This window comes from Acutalibacter sp. 1XD8-33, from assembly GCF_003612555.1.
In the GTDB taxonomy this organism is placed as follows: domain Bacteria; phylum Bacillota; class Clostridia; order Oscillospirales; family Acutalibacteraceae; genus Acutalibacter.
The window spans coordinates 91,932-110,326 of record NZ_RAZF01000003.1; the positions used below are offsets into that span (position 1 = coordinate 91,932).

Annotated in this window: 18 protein-coding genes; 5 read left to right on the forward strand and 13 right to left on the reverse strand. The window is 59.4% G+C overall.

Annotated elements, in window-relative coordinates; all coding sequences use genetic code 11:
- The first annotated feature begins 417 nt into the window (after positions 1–417).
- Positions 418–1,842, forward strand: a complete 1,425-nt coding sequence (gene purF / locus D7X94_RS03590) for an amidophosphoribosyltransferase (RefSeq protein WP_120426487.1) — start codon at positions 418–420, stop codon at positions 1,840–1,842.
- A 48-nt stretch (positions 1,843–1,890) separates the two neighbouring features.
- Here the strand turns inward: purF and D7X94_RS03595 are convergent, their stop codons facing one another.
- The 13 genes from D7X94_RS03595 to D7X94_RS03650 form a co-directional block, all read right to left on the reverse strand.
- Positions 1,891–2,538 (reverse strand): HAD family hydrolase, encoded by a 648-nt coding sequence (locus D7X94_RS03595; RefSeq protein ID WP_158590879.1) that lies wholly within the window; start codon positions 2,536–2,538, stop codon positions 1,891–1,893.
- A 68-nt stretch (positions 2,539–2,606) separates the two neighbouring features.
- Positions 2,607–3,227, reverse strand: a complete 621-nt coding sequence (locus D7X94_RS03600) for a hypothetical protein (RefSeq protein WP_120426333.1) — start codon at positions 3,225–3,227, stop codon at positions 2,607–2,609.
- Between the two features lie 487 nt (positions 3,228–3,714).
- The gene (locus tag D7X94_RS03605) at positions 3,715–5,457 is read right to left on the reverse strand and encodes an NADH-dependent [FeFe] hydrogenase, group A6 (protein WP_120426334.1); all 1,743 of its coding nucleotides are present in this window, start codon (positions 5,455–5,457) and stop codon (positions 3,715–3,717) included.
- A 52-nt stretch (positions 5,458–5,509) separates the two neighbouring features.
- Entirely contained in the window at positions 5,510–7,300 is a 1,791-nt protein-coding gene (gene nuoF / locus D7X94_RS03610; RefSeq protein WP_120426335.1) for an NADH-quinone oxidoreductase subunit NuoF, read from the reverse strand.
- 14 nt (positions 7,301–7,314) lie between these two features.
- Positions 7,315–7,695 carry a (2Fe-2S) ferredoxin domain-containing protein gene (locus D7X94_RS03615; protein ID WP_120426336.1) on the reverse strand — a complete coding sequence of 127 codons (381 nt, stop codon included), beginning with the start codon at positions 7,693–7,695 and terminating at the stop codon, positions 7,315–7,317.
- A 169-nt stretch (positions 7,696–7,864) separates the two neighbouring features.
- Positions 7,865–8,443, reverse strand: coding sequence for an ATP-binding protein (locus tag D7X94_RS03620; RefSeq protein WP_120426337.1), 579 nt, complete (start codon positions 8,441–8,443; stop codon positions 7,865–7,867).
- 11 nt (positions 8,444–8,454) lie between these two features.
- Positions 8,455–8,601 (reverse strand): hypothetical protein, encoded by a 147-nt coding sequence (locus D7X94_RS18320; RefSeq protein WP_158590880.1) that lies wholly within the window; start codon positions 8,599–8,601, stop codon positions 8,455–8,457.
- A 4-nt stretch (positions 8,602–8,605) separates the two neighbouring features.
- Complete coding sequence (gene nuoE / locus D7X94_RS03625; RefSeq protein WP_120426338.1) at positions 8,606–9,103, reverse strand: NADH-quinone oxidoreductase subunit NuoE; 498 nt, start codon at positions 9,101–9,103, stop codon at positions 8,606–8,608.
- A gap of 168 nt (positions 9,104–9,271) precedes the next feature.
- Entirely contained in the window at positions 9,272–9,997 is a 726-nt protein-coding gene (locus tag D7X94_RS03630; RefSeq protein ID WP_120426339.1) for a PHP domain-containing protein, read from the reverse strand.
- The gene (locus tag D7X94_RS03635; protein ID WP_120426340.1) at positions 9,994–10,326 is read right to left on the reverse strand and encodes a DRTGG domain-containing protein; all 333 of its coding nucleotides are present in this window, start codon (positions 10,324–10,326) and stop codon (positions 9,994–9,996) included. The genes D7X94_RS03630 and D7X94_RS03635 overlap by 4 nt, the downstream gene beginning before the upstream one ends.
- A gap of 606 nt (positions 10,327–10,932) precedes the next feature.
- The gene (locus D7X94_RS03640; RefSeq protein WP_120426341.1) at positions 10,933–12,255 is read right to left on the reverse strand and encodes a [Fe-Fe] hydrogenase large subunit C-terminal domain-containing protein; all 1,323 of its coding nucleotides are present in this window, start codon (positions 12,253–12,255) and stop codon (positions 10,933–10,935) included.
- A 129-nt stretch (positions 12,256–12,384) separates the two neighbouring features.
- A complete protein-coding gene (locus tag D7X94_RS03645; RefSeq protein ID WP_120426342.1) occupies positions 12,385–12,813 on the reverse strand; it encodes an ATP-binding protein in 429 nt (142 codons plus the stop codon).
- Positions 12,810–13,160: a DRTGG domain-containing protein gene (locus tag D7X94_RS03650; RefSeq protein WP_120426343.1), complete on the reverse strand. Its 351-nt coding sequence runs from the start codon at positions 13,158–13,160 to the stop codon at positions 12,810–12,812. The genes D7X94_RS03645 and D7X94_RS03650 overlap by 4 nt, the downstream gene beginning before the upstream one ends.
- 785 nt (positions 13,161–13,945) lie before the next feature.
- On the opposite strand from D7X94_RS03650, the gene serC reads away from it, so the two are divergent.
- The 4 genes from serC to D7X94_RS03675 all read left to right on the forward strand — a co-directional run bounded on the left by serC (position 13,946) and on the right by D7X94_RS03675 (position 17,823).
- Positions 13,946–15,031 carry a 3-phosphoserine/phosphohydroxythreonine transaminase gene (serC, locus tag D7X94_RS03655; protein ID WP_120426344.1) on the forward strand — a complete coding sequence of 362 codons (1,086 nt, stop codon included), beginning with the start codon at positions 13,946–13,948 and terminating at the stop codon, positions 15,029–15,031.
- 766 nt (positions 15,032–15,797) lie between these two features.
- A complete protein-coding gene (locus D7X94_RS03665) occupies positions 15,798–16,964 on the forward strand; it encodes a phosphoglycerate dehydrogenase (protein WP_120426346.1) in 1,167 nt (388 codons plus the stop codon).
- Between the two features lie 2 nt (positions 16,965–16,966).
- Complete coding sequence (locus D7X94_RS03670; RefSeq protein ID WP_120426347.1) at positions 16,967–17,293, forward strand: nucleotide pyrophosphohydrolase; 327 nt, start codon at positions 16,967–16,969, stop codon at positions 17,291–17,293.
- A 233-nt stretch (positions 17,294–17,526) separates the two neighbouring features.
- The gene (locus D7X94_RS03675) at positions 17,527–17,823 is read left to right on the forward strand and encodes a metal-sensing transcriptional repressor (RefSeq protein ID WP_120426348.1); all 297 of its coding nucleotides are present in this window, start codon (positions 17,527–17,529) and stop codon (positions 17,821–17,823) included.
- The last annotated feature ends 572 nt before the right edge of the window (positions 17,824–18,395 follow it).

Here is an 18,395-nt window from a genome sequence, read left to right on the forward strand (position 1 = left end):
GGCCTCCGGCGGCTGGGGGTTTCACCCCCCGTCCCCCACCACCTTTGAAAAGGTGGACGAAACTTTTACCCTGGTTAGCTTGCAATGCTACAGTTGGCAACATCGACCGGTCCAGCTGGTCTTAAGCTGGTCGTCGTGTGGGGGTGCTGGTCCCCTGTGGGGACCGTCAAGCACCGACCGAACCGGCAGGTGAGACCGAAACCCCACGACCTTGCCGGAATGCGCGCGAGTTCGCTTGCGAACTCTTCTGTGCGCATGGAGGCCTCCCAATACTCCAAAAAACACTTCCAGCTCCCCCCGCGCTTTCCGCTTGACATTCCGGCCCGGGAAGGATATAATCATATAGAAAAGGCAAAGGCGTCTTTTGGGATCTCCCAGGGCGCCTCTGCCTTTTTTACCTGGAAAGGAGCTATGACTATGAGCATCCACGAAGAATGCGGCGTGTTCGGCGCGGCCGCGCCCCAGACCTCCAGTATCGCCGTCCGGACCTACTACGGCCTCTATGCCCTCCAGCACCGGGGCCAAGAGAGCTGCGGCATGGTAATCAATGACGACGGCGTGTTTTCCTCTCATAAGGACCTAGGCCTTCTCAGCCAGGTTTTCTCTCCTGACGCGCTTTCCCGGCTGCCCCAGGGCAATATGGCGGTGGGCCATGTGCGCTATGGCACCACCGGGGGCAACGAGCGCCGGAACTGCCAGCCCATTGAGGTCAACCATCAAAAGGGCAAGCTGGCCCTGGCCCACAATGGCAACCTGAGCAACGCCGCCCCGCTGCGGAACCGGCTGGAACTTTCCGGGGCCATTTTCCACACCACCAGCGACACGGAAATCATCGCCTATATCGTCACCCAGGAGCGCCTGCGCGCCCCTTCTATTGAGGAGGCGGTCAGCGCCGCCATGAACCATCTGGACGGGGCCTACTCCCTGGTGCTCATGTCCGCCCAAAAGCTCATCTGCGCCCGGGACCCTTATGGCTTCCGCCCCCTCTGCTACGGGGTCACCCCGGATGGCGTCTATGTGGCAGCCTCGGAGAGCTGCGCCCTCACGGCGGTAGGAGCTCGGTTCCTGCGGGATCTGGACCCTGGGGAGATCGTGGTGTTCGGCCCAGACGGCGTCGTCTCCCGGCGGGAGCACTGCGGCACAAAACCGAAAAAGCTTTGCGTGTTCGAATACATCTATTTTGCCCGTCCGGATTCCGTCCTGGACGGCGTCTCTGTTCACGGGGCCCGTCTGCGAGCAGGAGAAATCCTGGCCCGCCGCAAGCCTGCTCAGGCGGATTTGGTGATCGGCGTTCCTGATTCTGGCCTGGACGCTGCCCTAGGGTTTAGCCGTGCCTCGGGGATCCCCTATGGGATCGGGCTCATCAAAAACAAATATATTGGCCGCACCTTTATTTCTCCCGGCCAAGGAGCCCGGGTAGATCAGGTGAAAATCAAGCTCAGCGCCATCCAGGAGGCGGTTCAGGGTAAACGTTTGATTCTGGTAGACGATTCTATTGTGCGGGGCACCACCAGCGGGCGGATCGTGGGCCTGCTCCGAGAGGCAGGGGCAAAGGAAATTCATCTGCGGGTTTCCGCGCCGCCCTTCCTCCATCCCTGCTACTATGGCACAGATATCGACTCCCAAGAGCGCCTGATCGCCTGCCATCACACGGTGGAGGAAACAGCAAAAATCATCGGGGCCGACTCTTTGGGCTATCTGCCGGTGGAGGAGCTGGGCTGTCTGGCGAAAAGTTCCGGTATCTGCACCGCCTGCTTTGACGGAGGCTATCCCACACCCGTACCCACCGACACCCGGAAAGACCGGTTCGAGGGCAAGCTCTCAGAGCGAGGGAAAAACTAGGGCGTGTTCACATTAAGCTAACGCACACGCCCTAGTTCCCCCACACAACTATAGAGATTTCTCAAAATATTGGGGCAGCTCCCGAAGGCTTTCCAACACCCTCTCCCCAGTAGATTCCAGCCGTGCCCGGCTCTGGTGCCCGCCGGCCACCAACACGCACCGGCACCCCATCTCCTGAGCGACCTCCCAGTCGTGGATCGTATCTCCCACGAAAACCGCCTGGGCCCCGTCCACGCCCTGTTTCCGGAAATAGCCCCGGGCCAACCCGGCCTTGCCCGAGGCCAGCACGTCACCCACTCCTAAGATTGCTTCAAAGAACCCGCTGATTCCACAGTTTTCCGTCTGTTCCGCCAGCGCCCCCTGCTCCGAGGCCGAGACGATGATCTGCCGCCAGCCGGTTTCCCGCAGCCGCTCCAGGGCTTCCTGTGCGCCGGGGCAGAGCCCGCAGCTTCGGGCCCGGCGGTTGTACTCCTCCACAAACTCCTGGGCCACCGCCTGGAAATCCTCCCGTTCCAGGTCCAGTCCCGCCGCCTGATAGTAGTCCCGCACCGGAAAGGTGAAGATCTCCCGGTAGCGCTCCGCTGTCAAAGGCGGAAGGCCCCGGCGTTCCAGCAGCCCATTCTCCACTGCCAGACACACCGGAACATCGTCCAGCAGGGTGCCGTTCCAATCCCACACGATGTATTTCAAATCCATATCCTCCATCTCCCGTCTAAAAATAGCAAACGCCGGTTTCCTTGGACCGGCGCTTGCTTATCTCAAAATTAGGCCGGAATTCTTCCGGTCAACTGGTTCAGCACCGCTCGTACTTCTTCGGCGGTATCATACTTGTTGCTGAAAAACTTCATCCCGCTGTCCAGCACCCGGAACAGCAGATCCAGGGTATCTGCCCGCATAAACGGCGCGTCAGAAAAGAAGTTCGTCCAGGTGTCCAGCCGTGGGTCATGGCCCACCGGGCCAGTACAGACGATCTTCGCGTTACCGGCGGAGCGTAGCATCAGCTTGCCCAAACCCAGGCTCTCCAGCATCTGGTCACGGGAGATGATGCCCATTTCCACCATAGTGTCCGCCGCGTCCAGCCGCTGGAACAGATCCAGCTTGCCGGAAAAATGCTCCCGCAGATAAGCCCTGTTCTCCTCGGTCGCCCCTTGAGAGCCGGGCAACCGCCGGGGCGGCTGGGTGGCCTTCCAGGCCTCATAGTCCTCCAAAATCTGTAGCCCAGGGTTACTGTCGCCGTCCAGAAACCCGTTCTGCACTGGCATAGACATCTTGCACAGCTGACGAAACGCGCTGCCCCAATCAAAAAAACGGGTGTCCTTGCCCTGCTGGTTCAACTGGTAGTACTGGTAGGCCTTTTCGGTAAAGCTGCTGTTACGAACTTCCATTGTAATCCCTCCAAAGGATTTGCGGCTTTCACGCTCCATCGCTCCACCGCATCTGTTTCAAATTTCCGCAGTGCCCGCGTTCCTCGCGTTTCTACTATACTTTTTGCAAGAAAGTGACTTTGCGCACTTGTCTTTCAGAAAGTTTACCTTTTATAGAGTAATCCTGTGTGGCTTCCGCTGGCGCAGAAGAGTTTCGCTTTGCGAACTCTCACCGACTACGGCAAGGTCGTGGGGCGCCGCGAGTCTCGCCTACCGGACCGGTCAAAACTGTCCAGGGTAAAAGTCTTGTAGACTTCGCGCGGCGAATGTCTTACTTTTCTCAAAAAGTGGCAGGGGACAGGGGCGGAGCCCTCAGCCGCCGGAGGCCATCAACACTACCCAAAAGTATACCAAATGATCGACTGACTGCCAAAAAAATCGCGGCACTCCCCCTTGGGAAAGTGCCGCTGCCACGCTTTGCACTTTTGATTATCTGTCGGTCTGTTGTTTAGAACTTGTTCCCCCGCTTCACATAGCTGGTATGGAGAATCTCATGGGCCTTATGGCTGCCGGGCTCGCCCAGGAACTCCTCGTAGCACTTCTTCACCACGGGGTTGTCGTGGGACTTGCGCAGGGGCATTCCCTTGTCCTGGTCATAGAGCGCTTTGGCGCGCAGGGCCTTGATGTCGTTATAGGCCCAGGCGTTGGCGCTCTGGACAGGCTGTCCGCCGCCGTTGACGCAGCCGCCGGGGCAGCACATAATCTCAATAAACTGGTAGTCCGCCTCGCCCGCGCGGACCTTCCGGAGAATCTTGTCGGCGTTGGAGAGGCCGCTGGCCACGGCCACCTTCACGTCCATGCCGGCCACATTGTACACGGCCTCCTTGATGCCCTCGGTGCCCCGGATCTCCTGGTAGTCGATGCTGTCCAGGCTCTGGCCGGTGAGCACGTCGGCGGCGGTGCGCAGGGCGGCCTCCATCACGCCGCCGGTAGCGCCAAAGATCACAGCCGCGCCGGTGGACACGCCCATGGCCTCGTCGAACTTCTCATCGGGCAGGGCATTGAAGTTCAGCTGGGCGCGCTTGATCAGCCGGGCCAGCTCACGGGTGGTCAGGCTGATGTCCACGTCCGGCAGGCCGGCGGCGGACTCGTCCTCCCGCTGAATCTCGAACTTCTTGGCGGTGCAGGGCATCACGGAAACGGAGACGATCTTCGCGGGATCGATGTTCTCCTTCTCGGCGTACCAGGTCTTGATCAGCGCGCCGGTCATGTTCTGGGGGGACTTGCAGCTGGACAGGTGGTCGATCAGGTCCGGGTAGTAGTGCTCGCAGAACTTGATCCACCCGGGGGAGCAGGAGGTGATCATGGGCAGGGTGCCACCGTTCTTCACCCGGTCGATGAACTCGTGGGCCTCTTCCATGATGGTCATGTCCGCGCCGAAGTCGGTGTCGAACACCTTGTCAAAGCCCAGGCGGCGCAGGGCGGCGGCCATCTTGCCCTCCACATTGGTGCCGATGGGCAGGCCGAACTCCTCGCCCAGGGCGGCCCGCACGGCGGGAGCGGTCTGGACGATGACGATCTTGTCGGGGTCGTTGATGGCCTCGATCACCTCGTGGGTGTTATCTTTCTCGGTGAGGGCGCCGGTGGGGCAGCTGACGATGCACTGGCCGCAGGCCACGCAGGACACATCGGAGAGGGGGTTCTCAAAGGCGCAGCCGATCTCCGTGTCGAAGCCACGGTTGTTGGCGCCGATGACGGCCACATGCTGGTTCTGGCAGGCAGCCACGCACCGGCGGCAGAGCACGCACTTGGCGTTGTTCCGCTCCAGGTACTGGGTGGAGAGGTCCTTGCTTCCGGCGGGCATTACGCCCTCGAAGCGGCTGTCCTCCTCAATGCCCATGTCGGCGCAGAGCTTCTGCAGCTCGCAGTTTCCGCTGCGCTCGCAGGTCAGGCACTTGCGCTCGTGGACGGAGAGCAGCAGCTCCAGGGTCATCTTCCGGGACTCCTGGACCTTGGGGGAGTTGGTGAAGATCTCCATGCCCTCGTTCACCGGGTACACGCAGGCAGCGGCCAGGGAGCGGGCCCCCTTGACCTCTACCATGCACATGCGGCAGGCGCCGATCTGGTTGATGTCCTTCAGGTAGCAGAGGGTGGGGATATCGATACCAGCATGGCGGGCGGCTTCCAGGATAGTGGCGTCCTTGGGCACCTGGTAGTCCACGCCGTTGATTTTAACGTTGACCATATCCATAGACTTGTAATCATTCCTTTCGGGATTCTCATACGAGATATTCGATTGCAATTTATTTCTTCACAACGGCGTTGAACTTGCACTTCTCCATGCACACGCCACACTTGATGCACTTGTTGGTATCGATCACATGGGCCTCCTTCACCTTGCCGGAGATGGCGCCCACCGGGCAGTTTCTGGCGCAGAGGGTGCAGCCCTTGCACTTGTCGGCCTCAATATGGAAGTTGGTCAGGGCCTTGCAGGCGCCTGCCGGGCAGCGATGCTCGGTGACGTGAGCCTCATACTCGTCCCGGAAGTATTTCAGGGTGGAGAGCACCGGGTTGGGGGCCGTCTGGCCCAGGCCGCACAGGGAATTCTCCTTGATATAGTAGCAGAGCTCCTCCATCCTATCAATATCTTCCAGAGTGCCCTTGCCACTGGTAATCTTGTCCAGAATCTCCAAAAGGCGCTTGGTGCCCACCCGGCAGGGGGTGCACTTGCCGCAGCTCTCGTCCACGGTGAATTCCAGGAAGAACTTGGCAATATCCACCATGCAGGTGGTCTCGTCCATGACGATCAGTCCGCCGGAGCCCATCATGGAGCCGATGGCGATCAGGTTGTCGTAGTCGATGGGGGTGTCGATGAGAGAGGCGGGGATGCAGCCGCCGGAGGGGCCACCGGTCTGGGCCGCCTTGAAGGTGTGGCCGCCGGGCACGCCGCCGCCGATGTCCTCCACGACCTCCCGCAGGGTGGTGCCCATGGGAACCTCCACCAGGCCCGTGTTGGTGATCTTGCCGCCCAGGGCGAATACCTTGGTGCCGGGGGACTTCTCGGTGCCGATGGACTTGAACCAGTCCGCGCCTTTCAGGATAATCTGGGGGATATTGGCGTAGGTCTCCACGTTGTTCAGCACCGTGGGCTTGCCAAAGAGTCCCTTCAGCGCCGGGAAGGGAGGCCGGACCCTGGGCTCGCCCCGCTTGCCCTCGATGGAGGTCATCAAAGCGGTCTCCTCGCCGCACACAAACGCGCCCGCGCCCAGGCGGATGTCGATATCAAAGTCAAATCCAGAATCAAAGATGTTCTTGCCCAGAAGGCCGTATTCCCTGGCCTGATTGATGGCGATCTGCAGGCGCTTCACTGCGATGGGATACTCGGCCCGGATGTAGATGTAGCCCTGGGACGCGCCAATGGCGTAGCCCGCGATGGCCATGGCCTCCAGCACGCTGTGGGGGTCGCCCTCCAGCACGGAGCGGTCCATGAACGCGCCCGGGTCGCCCTCGTCGGCGTTGCAGCAGGCGTACTTCTGGTCGGCCTGATTGGCTGCGGCGAATTTCCACTTCAGGCCCGTGGGGAAGCCCGCACCGCCGCGCCCTCTGAGGCCGGAGGCCAGCATGGTGTCGATCACCTGCTGGGGGGTCATCTCGGTGAGCACCTTGCCCAGCGCCGCATAGCCGTCCTGGGCGATGTACTCGTCGATGAGCTCGGGGTTGATGACGCCGCAGTTCCGCAGAGCGATGCGCATCTGCTTGGCATAGAAGGTGGTCTCGTTCAGGGACTTGGTGGTGTTGTCGTCCACCACGGTCTCCTGATACAGGAGGCGGGTGACGATGCGGCCCTTCAAAAGGTGCTCGGACACGATCTCCGGCACGTCCTCTGGGGTGACGCGGCTATAGAACGCGCCCTCGGGGTACACCACCATGATGGGGCCCAGCGCGCACAGGCCGAAGCAGCCCGTGCGGATGACGTTTACTTCCCTCTCCAGGCCCTGGGCCTTGATCTCCTCGTTGAGCTTCTCGATGATCTGCTCGCTGTTGGAGGAGGTGCAGCCGGTGCCGCCGCAGACCAGCACATTAGATCGAAACATAGGTTATTTCCTCCTTACTTCGCGCCGATGGCGTTGGCGCCGATGGTATATTCGGTGACCACATTGCCGTTTACCAGGTGATCGTTTACCACCCGCACGGCCTTCTCTGCGGTCATTTTCACATAGGTGACCTTCTCCTTGCCGGGGGTGATCACTTCCACCACAGGCTCATACTGGCAGATGCCGATGCAGCCGGTCTGGGTGACCATGGTGTCCTTGAGGCCTCTTTTCGCGACCTCCTCCACAAAAGCGTTGAGCACCGGGCGGGCTCCGGCGGCGATGCCGCAGGTGGCCATGCCCACCAGCACACGGGTCTCGGCCTCGGCGTTCTCCCGGATGTTCACAGAGGCCCGGGCCTTATCACGAATGGCTTGCAGTTCTGCTAAAGATTTCATATTTGATGTAGCTCCTTTCCAAAATATGGGTAAACGTTCCATAAAGCATTCAGGAAAAGTTTTTGAGTACTGTAATTGGTAATGTGGGGCGCTGGCGCAAAGCGACCTCCAGCGCAAGTCCACGAGACGCTGTCTCGCGCTCTGCAGCCTTGAAAGGCTGGCGAACTTTTTACCCGGCTTCGCCGTCGTTCCCCAAAAGCTCAGCGGTGTTCTCCTCCAGGTATTCCTTCACCCACTGGGTCACGTCCGGGGCGTTCAGGGGCACATCCTCCCCCAGCACCTGGCGCAGCTCCCGGGTGTCCAGGTCGAACTCCCGCTCCTCCCCGCTCTCCAGCCGGAGCTTCCGGGTGTACAGAAAGTCCAGCTGGGGGTTCATCATCACCAGCATGTTCACGGTACCATTGATATCCCCCAAAGGGATCATATCCACGCTGGAAGGCTTGAACACAGCGGCGGTGGTGGTCCCAACCCCCACCGTGGACTGGATGGAAAAGCTCCCCCCGGTCATCTCCGCCTCCATCTTGAACAGCGGCACGCCCAGCCCCACGCTCCGGGTGGTTCGAGTGGTGAAGAACGGATCGGTGACGTGCTCCACCTGCTCCGGGGTCATGCCCCGGCCGTTGTCGCTGATGGAGATGGACAGGGTGTCCGCCCCCGCGTCCTCCTCCACCGCGATGGTGATCAGGCTGGCCCCGGCGGAGATGGAATTCTGGGCGATGTCCATCACATTTAAGGATAGCTCACGCATGGCAGTCCTCCTTACTGGTCCTTTTTGAACATAGACCACCATTCGACTTCTTTTTTCGCCTCTCTGATGATCCCGGCGGCTTCTTCGGCGGTTTTTGCCTTGCTCTCCACCAGCTGGGCCAAAAGCTCCAGAAAAGCGTTTAACTGTGCGTCGCTCATGGGCTTACTCGGCGTATTTGTCCAGGATGCCGTCCACGTCCTCGGGGACCAAGCGGCCATATACATCCTCGTTGATCATCATGACCGGGGCCAGGCCGCAGGCGCCGATACACCGGCAGGCCGTCAGGGAGAACAGGCCGTCCTCGGTGCACTCCTCGGGCTGGATACCCAACTTCTGGGTGATCCGGTCCAGCACCTTGTCAGAGCCCTTCACATAACAGGCGGTGCCCAGGCACACGGAGATATGGTTGCGGCCCTTGGGTGTCAGGGAGAACTGGGAGTAGAAGGTAGAGACCCCGTAGACCTCCTCCAGGGGCACCTCCAGGCCATCGGCGATCTTCTTCTGCACCTCCAGGGGCAGGTATCCGTAAATGTCCTGGGCCTCGTGGAGGGCGGGCATGACCGCGCCGGGCTGGCCTTTCAGACCGCTGATCACTTCATCGAGCTTCTGCGCCTGCTCTGCGGTATCGTGGAAAGGCAGGCTGCTAATCCGTTTTTGCATAAATCGACCATCTTCCTTTCTTCATGCGTGCTTAGTTTAAATATAGCAAAAGAGCCGCGCCTTATAATTCTCTTAAAGAATCATTCGTAAAAGAACAACATTTTCCAACAAAAACTATCGATACTAATGGTAATTGTTACCAATATATCGATATAGGATGTGCAAATACTAAATCCTGCCGAACCGCACCGCTTCCAACACCGCCTTCCGGGATTTCTCCGGCAGGGCAATCTGCAAGGCCAGGGAGGTGGCCAGGGTATCCAGGTAGTGGCTGTCCGAGTCTCGAAGGATTCCCATCCCCCCCAACTCCGGATATTGAGCCCGGAGAGTCTCCAAATCACATTCCCGGGTGACCTCCGCCACGGTGTAGCCGCCCTCCGGAGGGATGCTGCCCAGAGAGGCGATCACACTGTAGGAATCCCGGTCCACATGGGCGGGAAAGGCCGTGCCGCCATAGCGCTCGCATAGCTCCCGCACCTCTCCCGCCCCCACAAAAGAGGCTACCAACAGCAGGTCCTCCAGGGTTCCAGTGAGCGCATCCTGGCTGTTGAGAATGCGCTGCTCCCCAAAAATCTCCGCCTTATTCTTGATATGCGGCATGTTGTCCTGGATATACCGGTCAAATTCCAGCGCTCCCTCCAACGTCTCAAAAAGGCAGACCACATGGGCTTCTTCAGCGGTGCACAGTTCCATGCCGGGAATGGCCAGAATGCCAGCCTCCTCCGCTACGGCCAGCACCGCTGGGGCGTTTTGGCAAGTGTTGTGGTCCGTGATAGCGATGATCTCCAGGCCGGAGATGGCCGCCATGCCCACGATATTGTTGGGGGTCATATCGTTGTCCCCGCAGGGGGACAGGCAGGAGTGGATGTGGAAGTCGTAAAAATACCGGTTCATTGCAACGTGTCGTGGACCTTGATGGCGGTCCGGTACAGGTTCTCCCCCGTCCCGTAAACGGGGATACCCTGCATCTCCGCCCGCTTGGCGGCGTCCTGGTCCAGGGCGGCGTCCTCGCAGAGCACGATGCAGGCGGTGTCCGCCAGGGCCGAAACGGCGATGGCGTTCAGGTTGCCCATCACGGTCAGCCACACGTCCCCGCTCTGGGCCCGGCCCATCACCCAGCTGAGCAGGTCCCCTATGTAGCAGCCCTCGGCCTGGTTCTCCTGGCCGTCCTCTCCGGCGAGAAGCCTCCAGCCGCAGATTCCCGCCAGTTCCTTTACAGTCATGTGAATCATCCTTTCTATTGTGTGAGACCTTGGGGCTCTGCCCCAAACCCCGCAAGGGGCCTAACGCCCCTTGACCGCGTAATGTCACTCCTCACTTCGTTCGTCGTGAACGTCTTACGATTTTTTGACGAGCTGACCTAACAACCGTAAAATGTTTCGTAGACTTCGTGAAACGAAGTCTTACCTTTCTCAAAGGTTGCAGGGGTTTGGGGGCGCTGGTCCCCAGTGGGGACCGTCAAGCGCTGACCGAGCCGGCAGGCGAGACCAGAGTCCCCAAGGTCTTTCCCTTGACCTTAACACCTGAGAAGCGCAATTTTTGCGGGTGTGAATAATAGTTAATCTCGCTCTGCTCGATTAACTATCCGAGTTTTGCAAAGCAAAACTCTTACAAGAGGGGGGCGGAGAGTTCATCTCGTGTAACGAGATGAAACTCTTTTGCAACTGAATAAAAAGCTCCCCTAGTACCAGAGAAAGCCAGCTCCAGCCGCAGTATCCCAGCCAAAGCGCCCGCCCAGCCGTGTGCTCCGCAACCAGTCGGCGCGCGCACTCACGCGCCCATACAAACTCTCAAAACGATATTCTCCGGCCAAGCCCCTCTGCCCCGGTCTATTTCTCCGGCTTATCCCCGCCGTTCCAGCCAAAGCCCTCCAGCTCCGAGAGGGTGCTGGCAACCTTCTGCATCTCCTTGCGGTAGACGAACACGCAGTCGGTTTTCTTGCACATGCCCTTCACCACGTCCTCGGCGAAGGCCCGGCAGGTAGGGGCCCCGCAGGCGCCGCAGTCCAGGCCGGGCAGCTCCTCCTCGATGCCGTCGATCTCCACCATCATCTGCATGGCCTGCTTCAGGTCCGTGGAGAGGGTCATCACATTGGAGAACTCCAGCTCCTCCTCCCACTCCATCTCGTTGGGCACGGGCCCTCCGGCCAGATGGTTCTGGCTGACAGGCAGGTATTTCCGCAGCCGCTGGATCCGGGCCTTGGCCACATAGGGGTTCTCCACGCAGAGCACGCCCCCCACGCAGCCCCCGGAGCAGGCGTTCAGCTCGATGAAGTCCAGGTCGCCGATGCGTTCGTCCTCCACCTCTTCCAACACCCGAATCACGTTCTCGATGCCGTCCGCCGCCAGATATTTCTCGTTGAGCAGCGCCGCCGACTCCCCGCCGCTGGTGGACCAGCCCACGCCGATGATCCCGGAGTTGGCGATGGGCTCCACGCTCTCCAGCCGGTCCATGGTGTGGCTGAGGGTGGGGAACACCTCGCTGATGGCGATGGCCCCGTCCACGCTGGACTTCTCCACGCCCAGGGGCATTTTGATGTCCGTCACCTTGGCCGGGCAGGGGGTGATGAAAAAGCAGCCGATGTCCTTTTCCGGCAAGCCGGTTTTCTCCATGGCCTCCTTCTTGGCCATGATGGCCGCAGTCTCCATGGGGGACTTCAGGGGCAGCACATGGTCGCACAGGTCCGGAAAGCGTACCCGGATCAGCCGCACCACCGCTGGGCAGGCCGAGCTGATGATGGGCCTGGGCAGGGGCAAGGCGCTCTCCGAGTTGTACATGAGCTTACGGGTGGCCTCGCTGACCAGCTCCGCCGCCCGGGACACCTCGTAGACCTGATCAAAGCCCATCTGCTTGAGGCCCGTAAGTACATAGTCGATATCGTCCAGATTGTTGAACTGCCCATAGAGGGACGGGGCCGGCAGGGCGATGGTATATTGAAACTTGCCCAGAGCCTCTAGATGGGTGAAATGGGCCCGCTTGGCGTGATGGGGGCAGATGCGGATGCACTCCCCGCAGTCGATGCACCGTTCCTTGGCGATGAACGCCTTGCCGTCCCGGATGCGGATGGCCTCTGTGGGGCAGCGCTTCACGCAGTTGGTGCAGCCCACGCATTTCTCTTCCTTTAATGTAACCGAATGGTAAAATTCCGGCATAATTGATGACAATCCTCCTTCTTTACGGGGCGCGAGTAGAATTCCCGACGGGCATCCCGGCCGGTGCGCCCGCGGGGACGGCAAAGCCCCGCCCTCCCCGGGCATGTTCCCCGCAAAGCAGAACCTCTGCTATTTTCTTCCGGGACAGACCGCCATTTTCACCGTGGTGCCCTCGCCCACGACAGAATCGATGGTCATCTCGTCGGTATATTTCTTCATGTTGGGCAGGCCCATGCCCGCACCGAAACCCAGGGCCCGCACATTGTCCGGGGCGGTGGACCAGCCGGCCTGCATGGCCTGCTCCACGTCCGGAATGCCGGGGCCGTGGTCGATAAGGGCGATGTCCACCCGATCGGGGTCCACATCCACAATGGCCACGCCGCCGCCGCCGTGGATCACCAGGTTGATCTCCCCCTCGTACATGGCGATGGCCACCCGGCGGATGGCGTCCGGCTCGTAGCCCAGCTTCTTCAGTTTATGTTTCACATCTCCGGAGGCCTCGCCCGCCCGGGTGAAGTCATCCCCCGGCACTTGGTATTCCAGATGCAGCATGCTCATTGGATCTCGCAGCCTCCCCTCAGCCCGCCCTCAAACAGCAGTCCGCAGGCGGTAAACATCCGGTATGGCGTGGAGAGCACGGTCATATCTTTCATCTCCGCCAGGTCCAGTACCTGCTGGTTCACGGGCTTGCCCCGCACAAAGATGATACAGTGCATATCCATCATCTCGGCCGTGCGCACCACCTGGGGGTTCATCAGCCCCGTCAGCAGCACGGACTGGTCTTTCACAAAGGCCAGCACGTCGCTCATCATGTCGCTGCCGCAGGCGGTTTTCACCTCCTGCTCCATGTCGCCCTCAATGAGCACCTGGCATTTCAGTATGTCCACAATGTCCTTTACTTGCATAATGTTTCCTCCTGGTATTTATATTTTGTGGTGATAGGGTATGCCTCTTCAGACCTTGGAGGCTCTGCCTCCAAGCCTCCGCAATGGGGCCGAAACTTGGCAAAGCCAAGTTTTCCGCCCCTTGACCGCGCAATGTCACTCCTCATTTCATTCGTCGTGAAGATTTTATGTTATTTGCCAAGCTGACCAGGGTAAAAGTTTCGTCCACCTTTTCAAAGGTGGGAGGGTGTGCCTTAGCAACGTCCCACGGCCTTGCCCTTGACCTTTACTCCTGAGAAAAAAGCGCAGGAAGGGTAAATGAAAGTCTCCAGTGGGACGTTTTGCGTAGGGGGTCTACGCTTCCGCTCCGGTCGGCGCTGAACGGTCCCCACAGGGGACCAGCGCCCCTCGTCGGGGGGCGACAATCGCCAGTGGCGATTTCCCGTCGCCGACCGAGCCGACAGGCGAGACCCCCTTGGAAAAGGGGAAGCCCATCTGTGGGCGGAGTATCTCAGCCAGAATGCCCGCCCAGACTGGTGCTCCTTACCGTACCCCCGGCCCCGGCAGGCCTCCGGAGCATCATCCGAAAGCCACTTTTGGACACAAAATTCCCCGCAACCAGTATAACATATTCCTGCGGGAAGTGCAATCATTTTGTGAATTCCGCCGCATTTTTCCGCCAGTCCCTTTTCCTTCCGGTTTTTTTCTTGCATTTCCCGCTCCCAAAGGGTATAATGAAAGTCACACACATTTTTCACCGCGCTAATTTATCAAAATACCACACTGAATTTTTAGGAGGCGTTTGTATGAACCGAGTCTACAATTTTTCCGCCGGTCCTTCCATGCTGCCGGAGCCTGTGCTGCAAAAGGCCGCCGGGGAGATCCTGAACTATGAGGGCAGCGGCCAGTCCGTAATGGAGATGTCTCACCGCTCCGGCGTGTTCGAGGGCATTATGGAGAGCGCCCAGTCTCTTCTGCGGGAGGTCATGGGCATCCCACAGAACTACAAGGTGCTCTTTCTCCAGGGCGGGGCCTCCAGCCAGTTCGCTGCCGTGCCTATGAACCTGATGACAGGTTCCCGCAAGGCGGACTACGTGCTCTCCGGCCAGTTCTCCACAAAGGCTTTCCAAGAGGGCTCTCGCTATGGCGACTGCAAGGCCGTGGCCTCCTCCAAAGAGGACAATTTCTCCCATATCCCCTATCTGGACAAAAACGAATTCCGCCCAGACGCGGACTATTTCCACATCTGCATGAACAACACCATCTATGGCACCCTGTGGCATGAGTTGCCCGACACCGGCAATGTACCCCTGGTGGCGGATATCTCCTCCTGCATTCTCAGCCAGCCCATCGACGTGGCCAAGTTCGGCCTTTTGTATGCGGGCGCCCAGAAGAATGTGGCCCCGGCGGGCCTGACCATTGTCATCGTCCGGGAGGACCTGATCGGCGAGCCCCAGGAGGGCACCCCCACCATGTTCAACTACGGCGTCATGGCCAAAAACGACTCCATGTACAACACGCCTCCCTGCTGGCCCATCTACATCTGCAAGCTGGTATTGGACTGGATCAAGGAGGACATCGGCGGCCTCAAGGCCATGGAGGAGCGCAACGTGAAGAAGGCCCAGGTGCTCTACGATTTTCTGGACAGCTCCCGGCTGTTTAAGCCCTGCGCGGAAAAGGACAGCCGCTCCATCATGAACGTCACCTTCGTCACCGGCGACAAGGACCTGGACGGCAAATTCGTGAAGGAAGCTACAGAGGCTGGTTTCGTGAACCTGAAGGGCCACCGGAGCGTGGGCGGAATGCGGGCCTCCATCTACAACGCCATGCCCCCCGAGGGAATCGACAAGCTGGTGGAGTTCATGGCGAAGTTCGAGAAGGAGAACAGCTGAGACCCCTTTGACAAATTTCCCCATATCCTGTAAAACATAGTTAACACCGTTCAAAAGAGGTTTTCTACCTCTTTTGAACCCGGCGGCGTAGCCGCCTAGCTTGAAAATCGGTAAATAACGATTTTCAAGTGTGTTTACTATAAAAGCGCCCCTCCCCCGCCGTGTCTGCGGGAAGAGGCGGGCGCTGTCTGTCATAAAACGGTAGGCGGTCGGCCCCCAGCATCAGGGACTCATCCCCCGGAAAGGGGGATTGCCATGGTTACATACGCGGGACTGTTTCAGTTCACGCTGGTAATGATCGGCATTGCGTCTCTGGTCATCCAGATATGCAAAAGAAAATGACCGCCCCCAGCCTAAGCTAGCGGTCATTTCGACCTGAAATCCAAGGGCCGACCGTTTACCGGTAGCGCCTCCTTATAATCATGTTTTTTGCGGATCTCAATACTCCGCTCTGCCAGGGAGTGTCCAAAGCGAGTGCTTTTTTGAAGTAATGGAAGGCCTTCGGGCCAAAGGACGGCCCTACGGCAAGGTCGTGGGGCTCCGCGCCCCACACCCGCGCCAGCTTAAGACCAGCTGGACCGGTCACTGTTGTTAACTGTAGCATTCATAGCTAACCAGGGTAAAAGTTTCGTCAACCTTTTCAAAGGTTGCGGGGTTTTCAGGGGCAGGGCCCCTGAACCGCCGGAGGCCATTACGTCGTCATAAAACACTCTCATTGGACACTCCCTCTGCCACCCCCAATGATTTTCATGAAAGGATGATTCCCATGTACAAGATTCTCTGCCTCAATAAAATCAGTCCCACCGGCACCAAGCGCTTCGGCGAGAGCTACACCTTCTCCCCCGAGATGAAGAACCCCGACGCCATTCTGGTGCGCTCCGCCTCCATGCACGGCATGGACTTTGAGGACAATCTGCTGGCCATCGCCCGGGCCGGGGCCGGCGTAAACAACGTCCCTGTGGAGGACTGCGCCAAAAAGGGCATCGCCGTCTTTAATACCCCCGGCGCCAACGCCAACGCCGTGAAGGAACTGGTGCTCTGCGCCCTGCTCCTCGCCTCCCGGAAGATCGCCCCGGCCATGGACTGGGTCAAGACCCTCAAGGGCCAGGGCGCGGAAGTGAGCAAGCTGGTGGAAAAGGGCAAGTCCCAGTTCGCCGGGCCGGAGATCCAGGGCAAGACCCTGGGCGTGGTGGGCCTGGGTGCCATCGGCATCCTGGTAGCCAACGCCGCTCACTCCCTGGGCATGGAGGTCTACGGCTACGATCCCTTCCTCTCTGTGGACGCAGCCTGGAGGCTGTCCCGGTCCGTGCACCGGTCCATGAGCCTGGACGAGATCTACCAGAACTGCGACTACATTACCCTGCACCTGCCCGCCACCGCCGAAACCAAGGGCATGATCAACGGCGAGACCATCGGCAAGATGAAGGACGGCGCGCGCCTTCTGAACTTCGCCCGTGGGGAGCTGGTGGATTCCGCCGCCCTGCTGGAGGCCCTGGAATCCGGTAAGATCGCGGCCTATGCCACGGACTTCCCCACCGACGGGATGCTGGGTGCGGAAAACGTCATCGCCCTGCCCCATCTGGGGGCCTCCACCCCGGAAAGCGAGGATAACTGCGCCCAGATGGCCGTAGACCAGATCAAAGAATACCTGGAAAACGGCAACATCATTAACTCTGTGAACTTGCCGGGCCTCACCATGTCCCGGGAGCCGGGCACCAGCCGCATGTGTGTCATCCACCGGAACGTGCCTGGCGCCATCGCCACCTTCACCTCCGTGTGCGGTCAGGCGGGCATCAACATTGAGAATATGCAGAGCAAATCCCGGGGAGAGTTCGCCTATACCGTGCTGGACGTCTCCGGCGGGGACGTGGCCTCCGCCGCCCAGTCCCTGGAAAACCTGGACGCTATCATCCGGGTGCGAGTGATTCACTGACCATGGCCCGGTTTGGCTTTGAGGAGATGCAGGCCATCCAGAGGGAGCTGCAGGAGAAATATTTCGACCAGTGGGGTGGGCTGCGCCCGGAAACCGGCCGGGATTCCCTCCTGTGGATGATGATCGAGGCCGGAGAGGCCGCAGATGTGATTAAGAAGCAAGGAGACGGGCTGATTATAGAGGACTCGGATATCCGCCGCCACTTCATCGAAGAGCTCTGCGACGTGATGATGTACTTCAACGACGTGATGCTGTGCTACGGTGTGACGCCGGAAGAGCTGGAACAAGTGTACCGGGAGAAGCATCGGCGGAATATGAGCCGGTGGTAAAAAACTTTTTGCTTAGTGCTGGAAACAATCATAAAAGCTCCCGCAATTTGTCTGCCGGTGTACTATTAAGCTGACAAGTTCCAAAGTTTCACAATAAAGAATCCCTGGAGAGTACTGTCTCCGGGGATTTTCGTGCTTATTTGCCCTTGACAAATACTCCCATGGGGTATATAATCAAGATACCCCGGTGGGGTATTATTCGCCCAGAAGCGGGCAGACTATGGAGGCAAGCCATGTGTGAGGACTGCGGCCCCAAGACCAGAGAGCGCTCGGAGGACGAATACCGCCGCCTGTGCAACCGCCTGTGTCGGATTGAGGGGCAGATCCGGGGGATTCGGGGGATGCTGGAAAAGGACGCCTACTGCGTGGACATTTTGGCCCAGGCGGCCGCCGCCGGGGCCGCCCTGAATGCCTTTTCCCGGGAGTTGATCGCCCAGCACCTGCGCACCTGCGTGGCGGACGGCCTGCGGCAGGGGGACGACGGCAAGGTAGAGGAGCTCTGCGACGCCCTGGGGAAGCTGATGAAGTAGGAGGAAATCTCGGAACAAGCCAACCAGGGTAAAAGTTTTGCTCGAGCTTTTTCAAAAGCTCGCAGGGGTTTGGGGACAGCGTCCCCAAGGTCTTGCCCTTGACCTTAACACCTGAGAAAACAACGCAGGAGGGTAACATAAACGTCCCGGTGGGACGTTTTGCGTAGGGGACCCTCGTCGGAGGGCGCTGGTCTCCGCTGGAGACCGTCAAGCGCCGACCGAGCCGGCAGGCGAGACCCCCTGTTTCGCTTTGCATCTGCAAAGCGAACGAAAGCTGCATAGCGCTGGCTGGTTCCGGTTTCCAGGAAACTTTTTTTCTTGCAAAAAGTTTCCTCTTGACGCTACGCGTCAATTCACCTTCAAAAATGCGCTTCTCAGGTGTTTAAGGGCAAGACCTTGGAGGCTCTGCCTCCAAACCACCGCGAGCTTTTGAAAAAGCTCGCGCAAAACTTTTACGGTTGTTAGGTCAGCTCGTTAAAAAACGTTAATCGTCTGCGACGAACGAAGTGAGGAAGCAGGGTAAAAGTCTCGTCAACCTTTTCAACGGTTGCAGGGTGTGGGACAGCGTCCCA

Excerpts from the sequence above, each read along its gene's own strand:
- purF (WP_120426487.1), top strand. The coding sequence starts at position 418 with ATGAGCATCCACGAAGAATGCGGCGTGTTCGGCGCGGCCGCGCCCCAG.
- D7X94_RS03595 (WP_158590879.1), bottom strand. The coding sequence starts at position 2,538 with ATGGATTTGAAATACATCGTGTGGGATTGGAACGGCACCCTGCTGGAC.
- D7X94_RS03600 (WP_120426333.1), bottom strand. The coding sequence starts at position 3,227 with ATGGAAGTTCGTAACAGCAGCTTTACCGAAAAGGCCTACCAGTACTAC.
- D7X94_RS03605 (WP_120426334.1), bottom strand. The coding sequence starts at position 5,457 with ATGGATATGGTCAACGTTAAAATCAACGGCGTGGACTACCAGGTGCCC.
- nuoF (WP_120426335.1), bottom strand. The coding sequence starts at position 7,300 with ATGTTTCGATCTAATGTGCTGGTCTGCGGCGGCACCGGCTGCACCTCC.
- D7X94_RS03615 (WP_120426336.1), bottom strand. The coding sequence starts at position 7,695 with ATGAAATCTTTAGCAGAACTGCAAGCCATTCGTGATAAGGCCCGGGCC.
- D7X94_RS03620 (WP_120426337.1), bottom strand. The coding sequence starts at position 8,443 with ATGCGTGAGCTATCCTTAAATGTGATGGACATCGCCCAGAATTCCATC.
- D7X94_RS18320 (WP_158590880.1), bottom strand. The coding sequence starts at position 8,601 with ATGAGCGACGCACAGTTAAACGCTTTTCTGGAGCTTTTGGCCCAGCTG.
- nuoE (WP_120426338.1), bottom strand. The coding sequence starts at position 9,103 with ATGCAAAAACGGATTAGCAGCCTGCCTTTCCACGATACCGCAGAGCAG.
- D7X94_RS03630 (WP_120426339.1), bottom strand. The coding sequence starts at position 9,997 with ATGAACCGGTATTTTTACGACTTCCACATCCACTCCTGCCTGTCCCCC.
- D7X94_RS03635 (WP_120426340.1), bottom strand. The coding sequence starts at position 10,326 with ATGACTGTAAAGGAACTGGCGGGAATCTGCGGCTGGAGGCTTCTCGCC.
- D7X94_RS03640 (WP_120426341.1), bottom strand. The coding sequence starts at position 12,255 with ATGCCGGAATTTTACCATTCGGTTACATTAAAGGAAGAGAAATGCGTG.
- D7X94_RS03645 (WP_120426342.1), bottom strand. The coding sequence starts at position 12,813 with ATGAGCATGCTGCATCTGGAATACCAAGTGCCGGGGGATGACTTCACC.
- D7X94_RS03650 (WP_120426343.1), bottom strand. The coding sequence starts at position 13,160 with ATGCAAGTAAAGGACATTGTGGACATACTGAAATGCCAGGTGCTCATT.
- serC (WP_120426344.1), top strand. The coding sequence starts at position 13,946 with ATGAACCGAGTCTACAATTTTTCCGCCGGTCCTTCCATGCTGCCGGAG.
- D7X94_RS03665 (WP_120426346.1), top strand. The coding sequence starts at position 15,798 with ATGTACAAGATTCTCTGCCTCAATAAAATCAGTCCCACCGGCACCAAG.
- D7X94_RS03670 (WP_120426347.1), top strand. The coding sequence starts at position 16,967 with ATGGCCCGGTTTGGCTTTGAGGAGATGCAGGCCATCCAGAGGGAGCTG.
- D7X94_RS03675 (WP_120426348.1), top strand. The coding sequence starts at position 17,527 with ATGTGTGAGGACTGCGGCCCCAAGACCAGAGAGCGCTCGGAGGACGAA.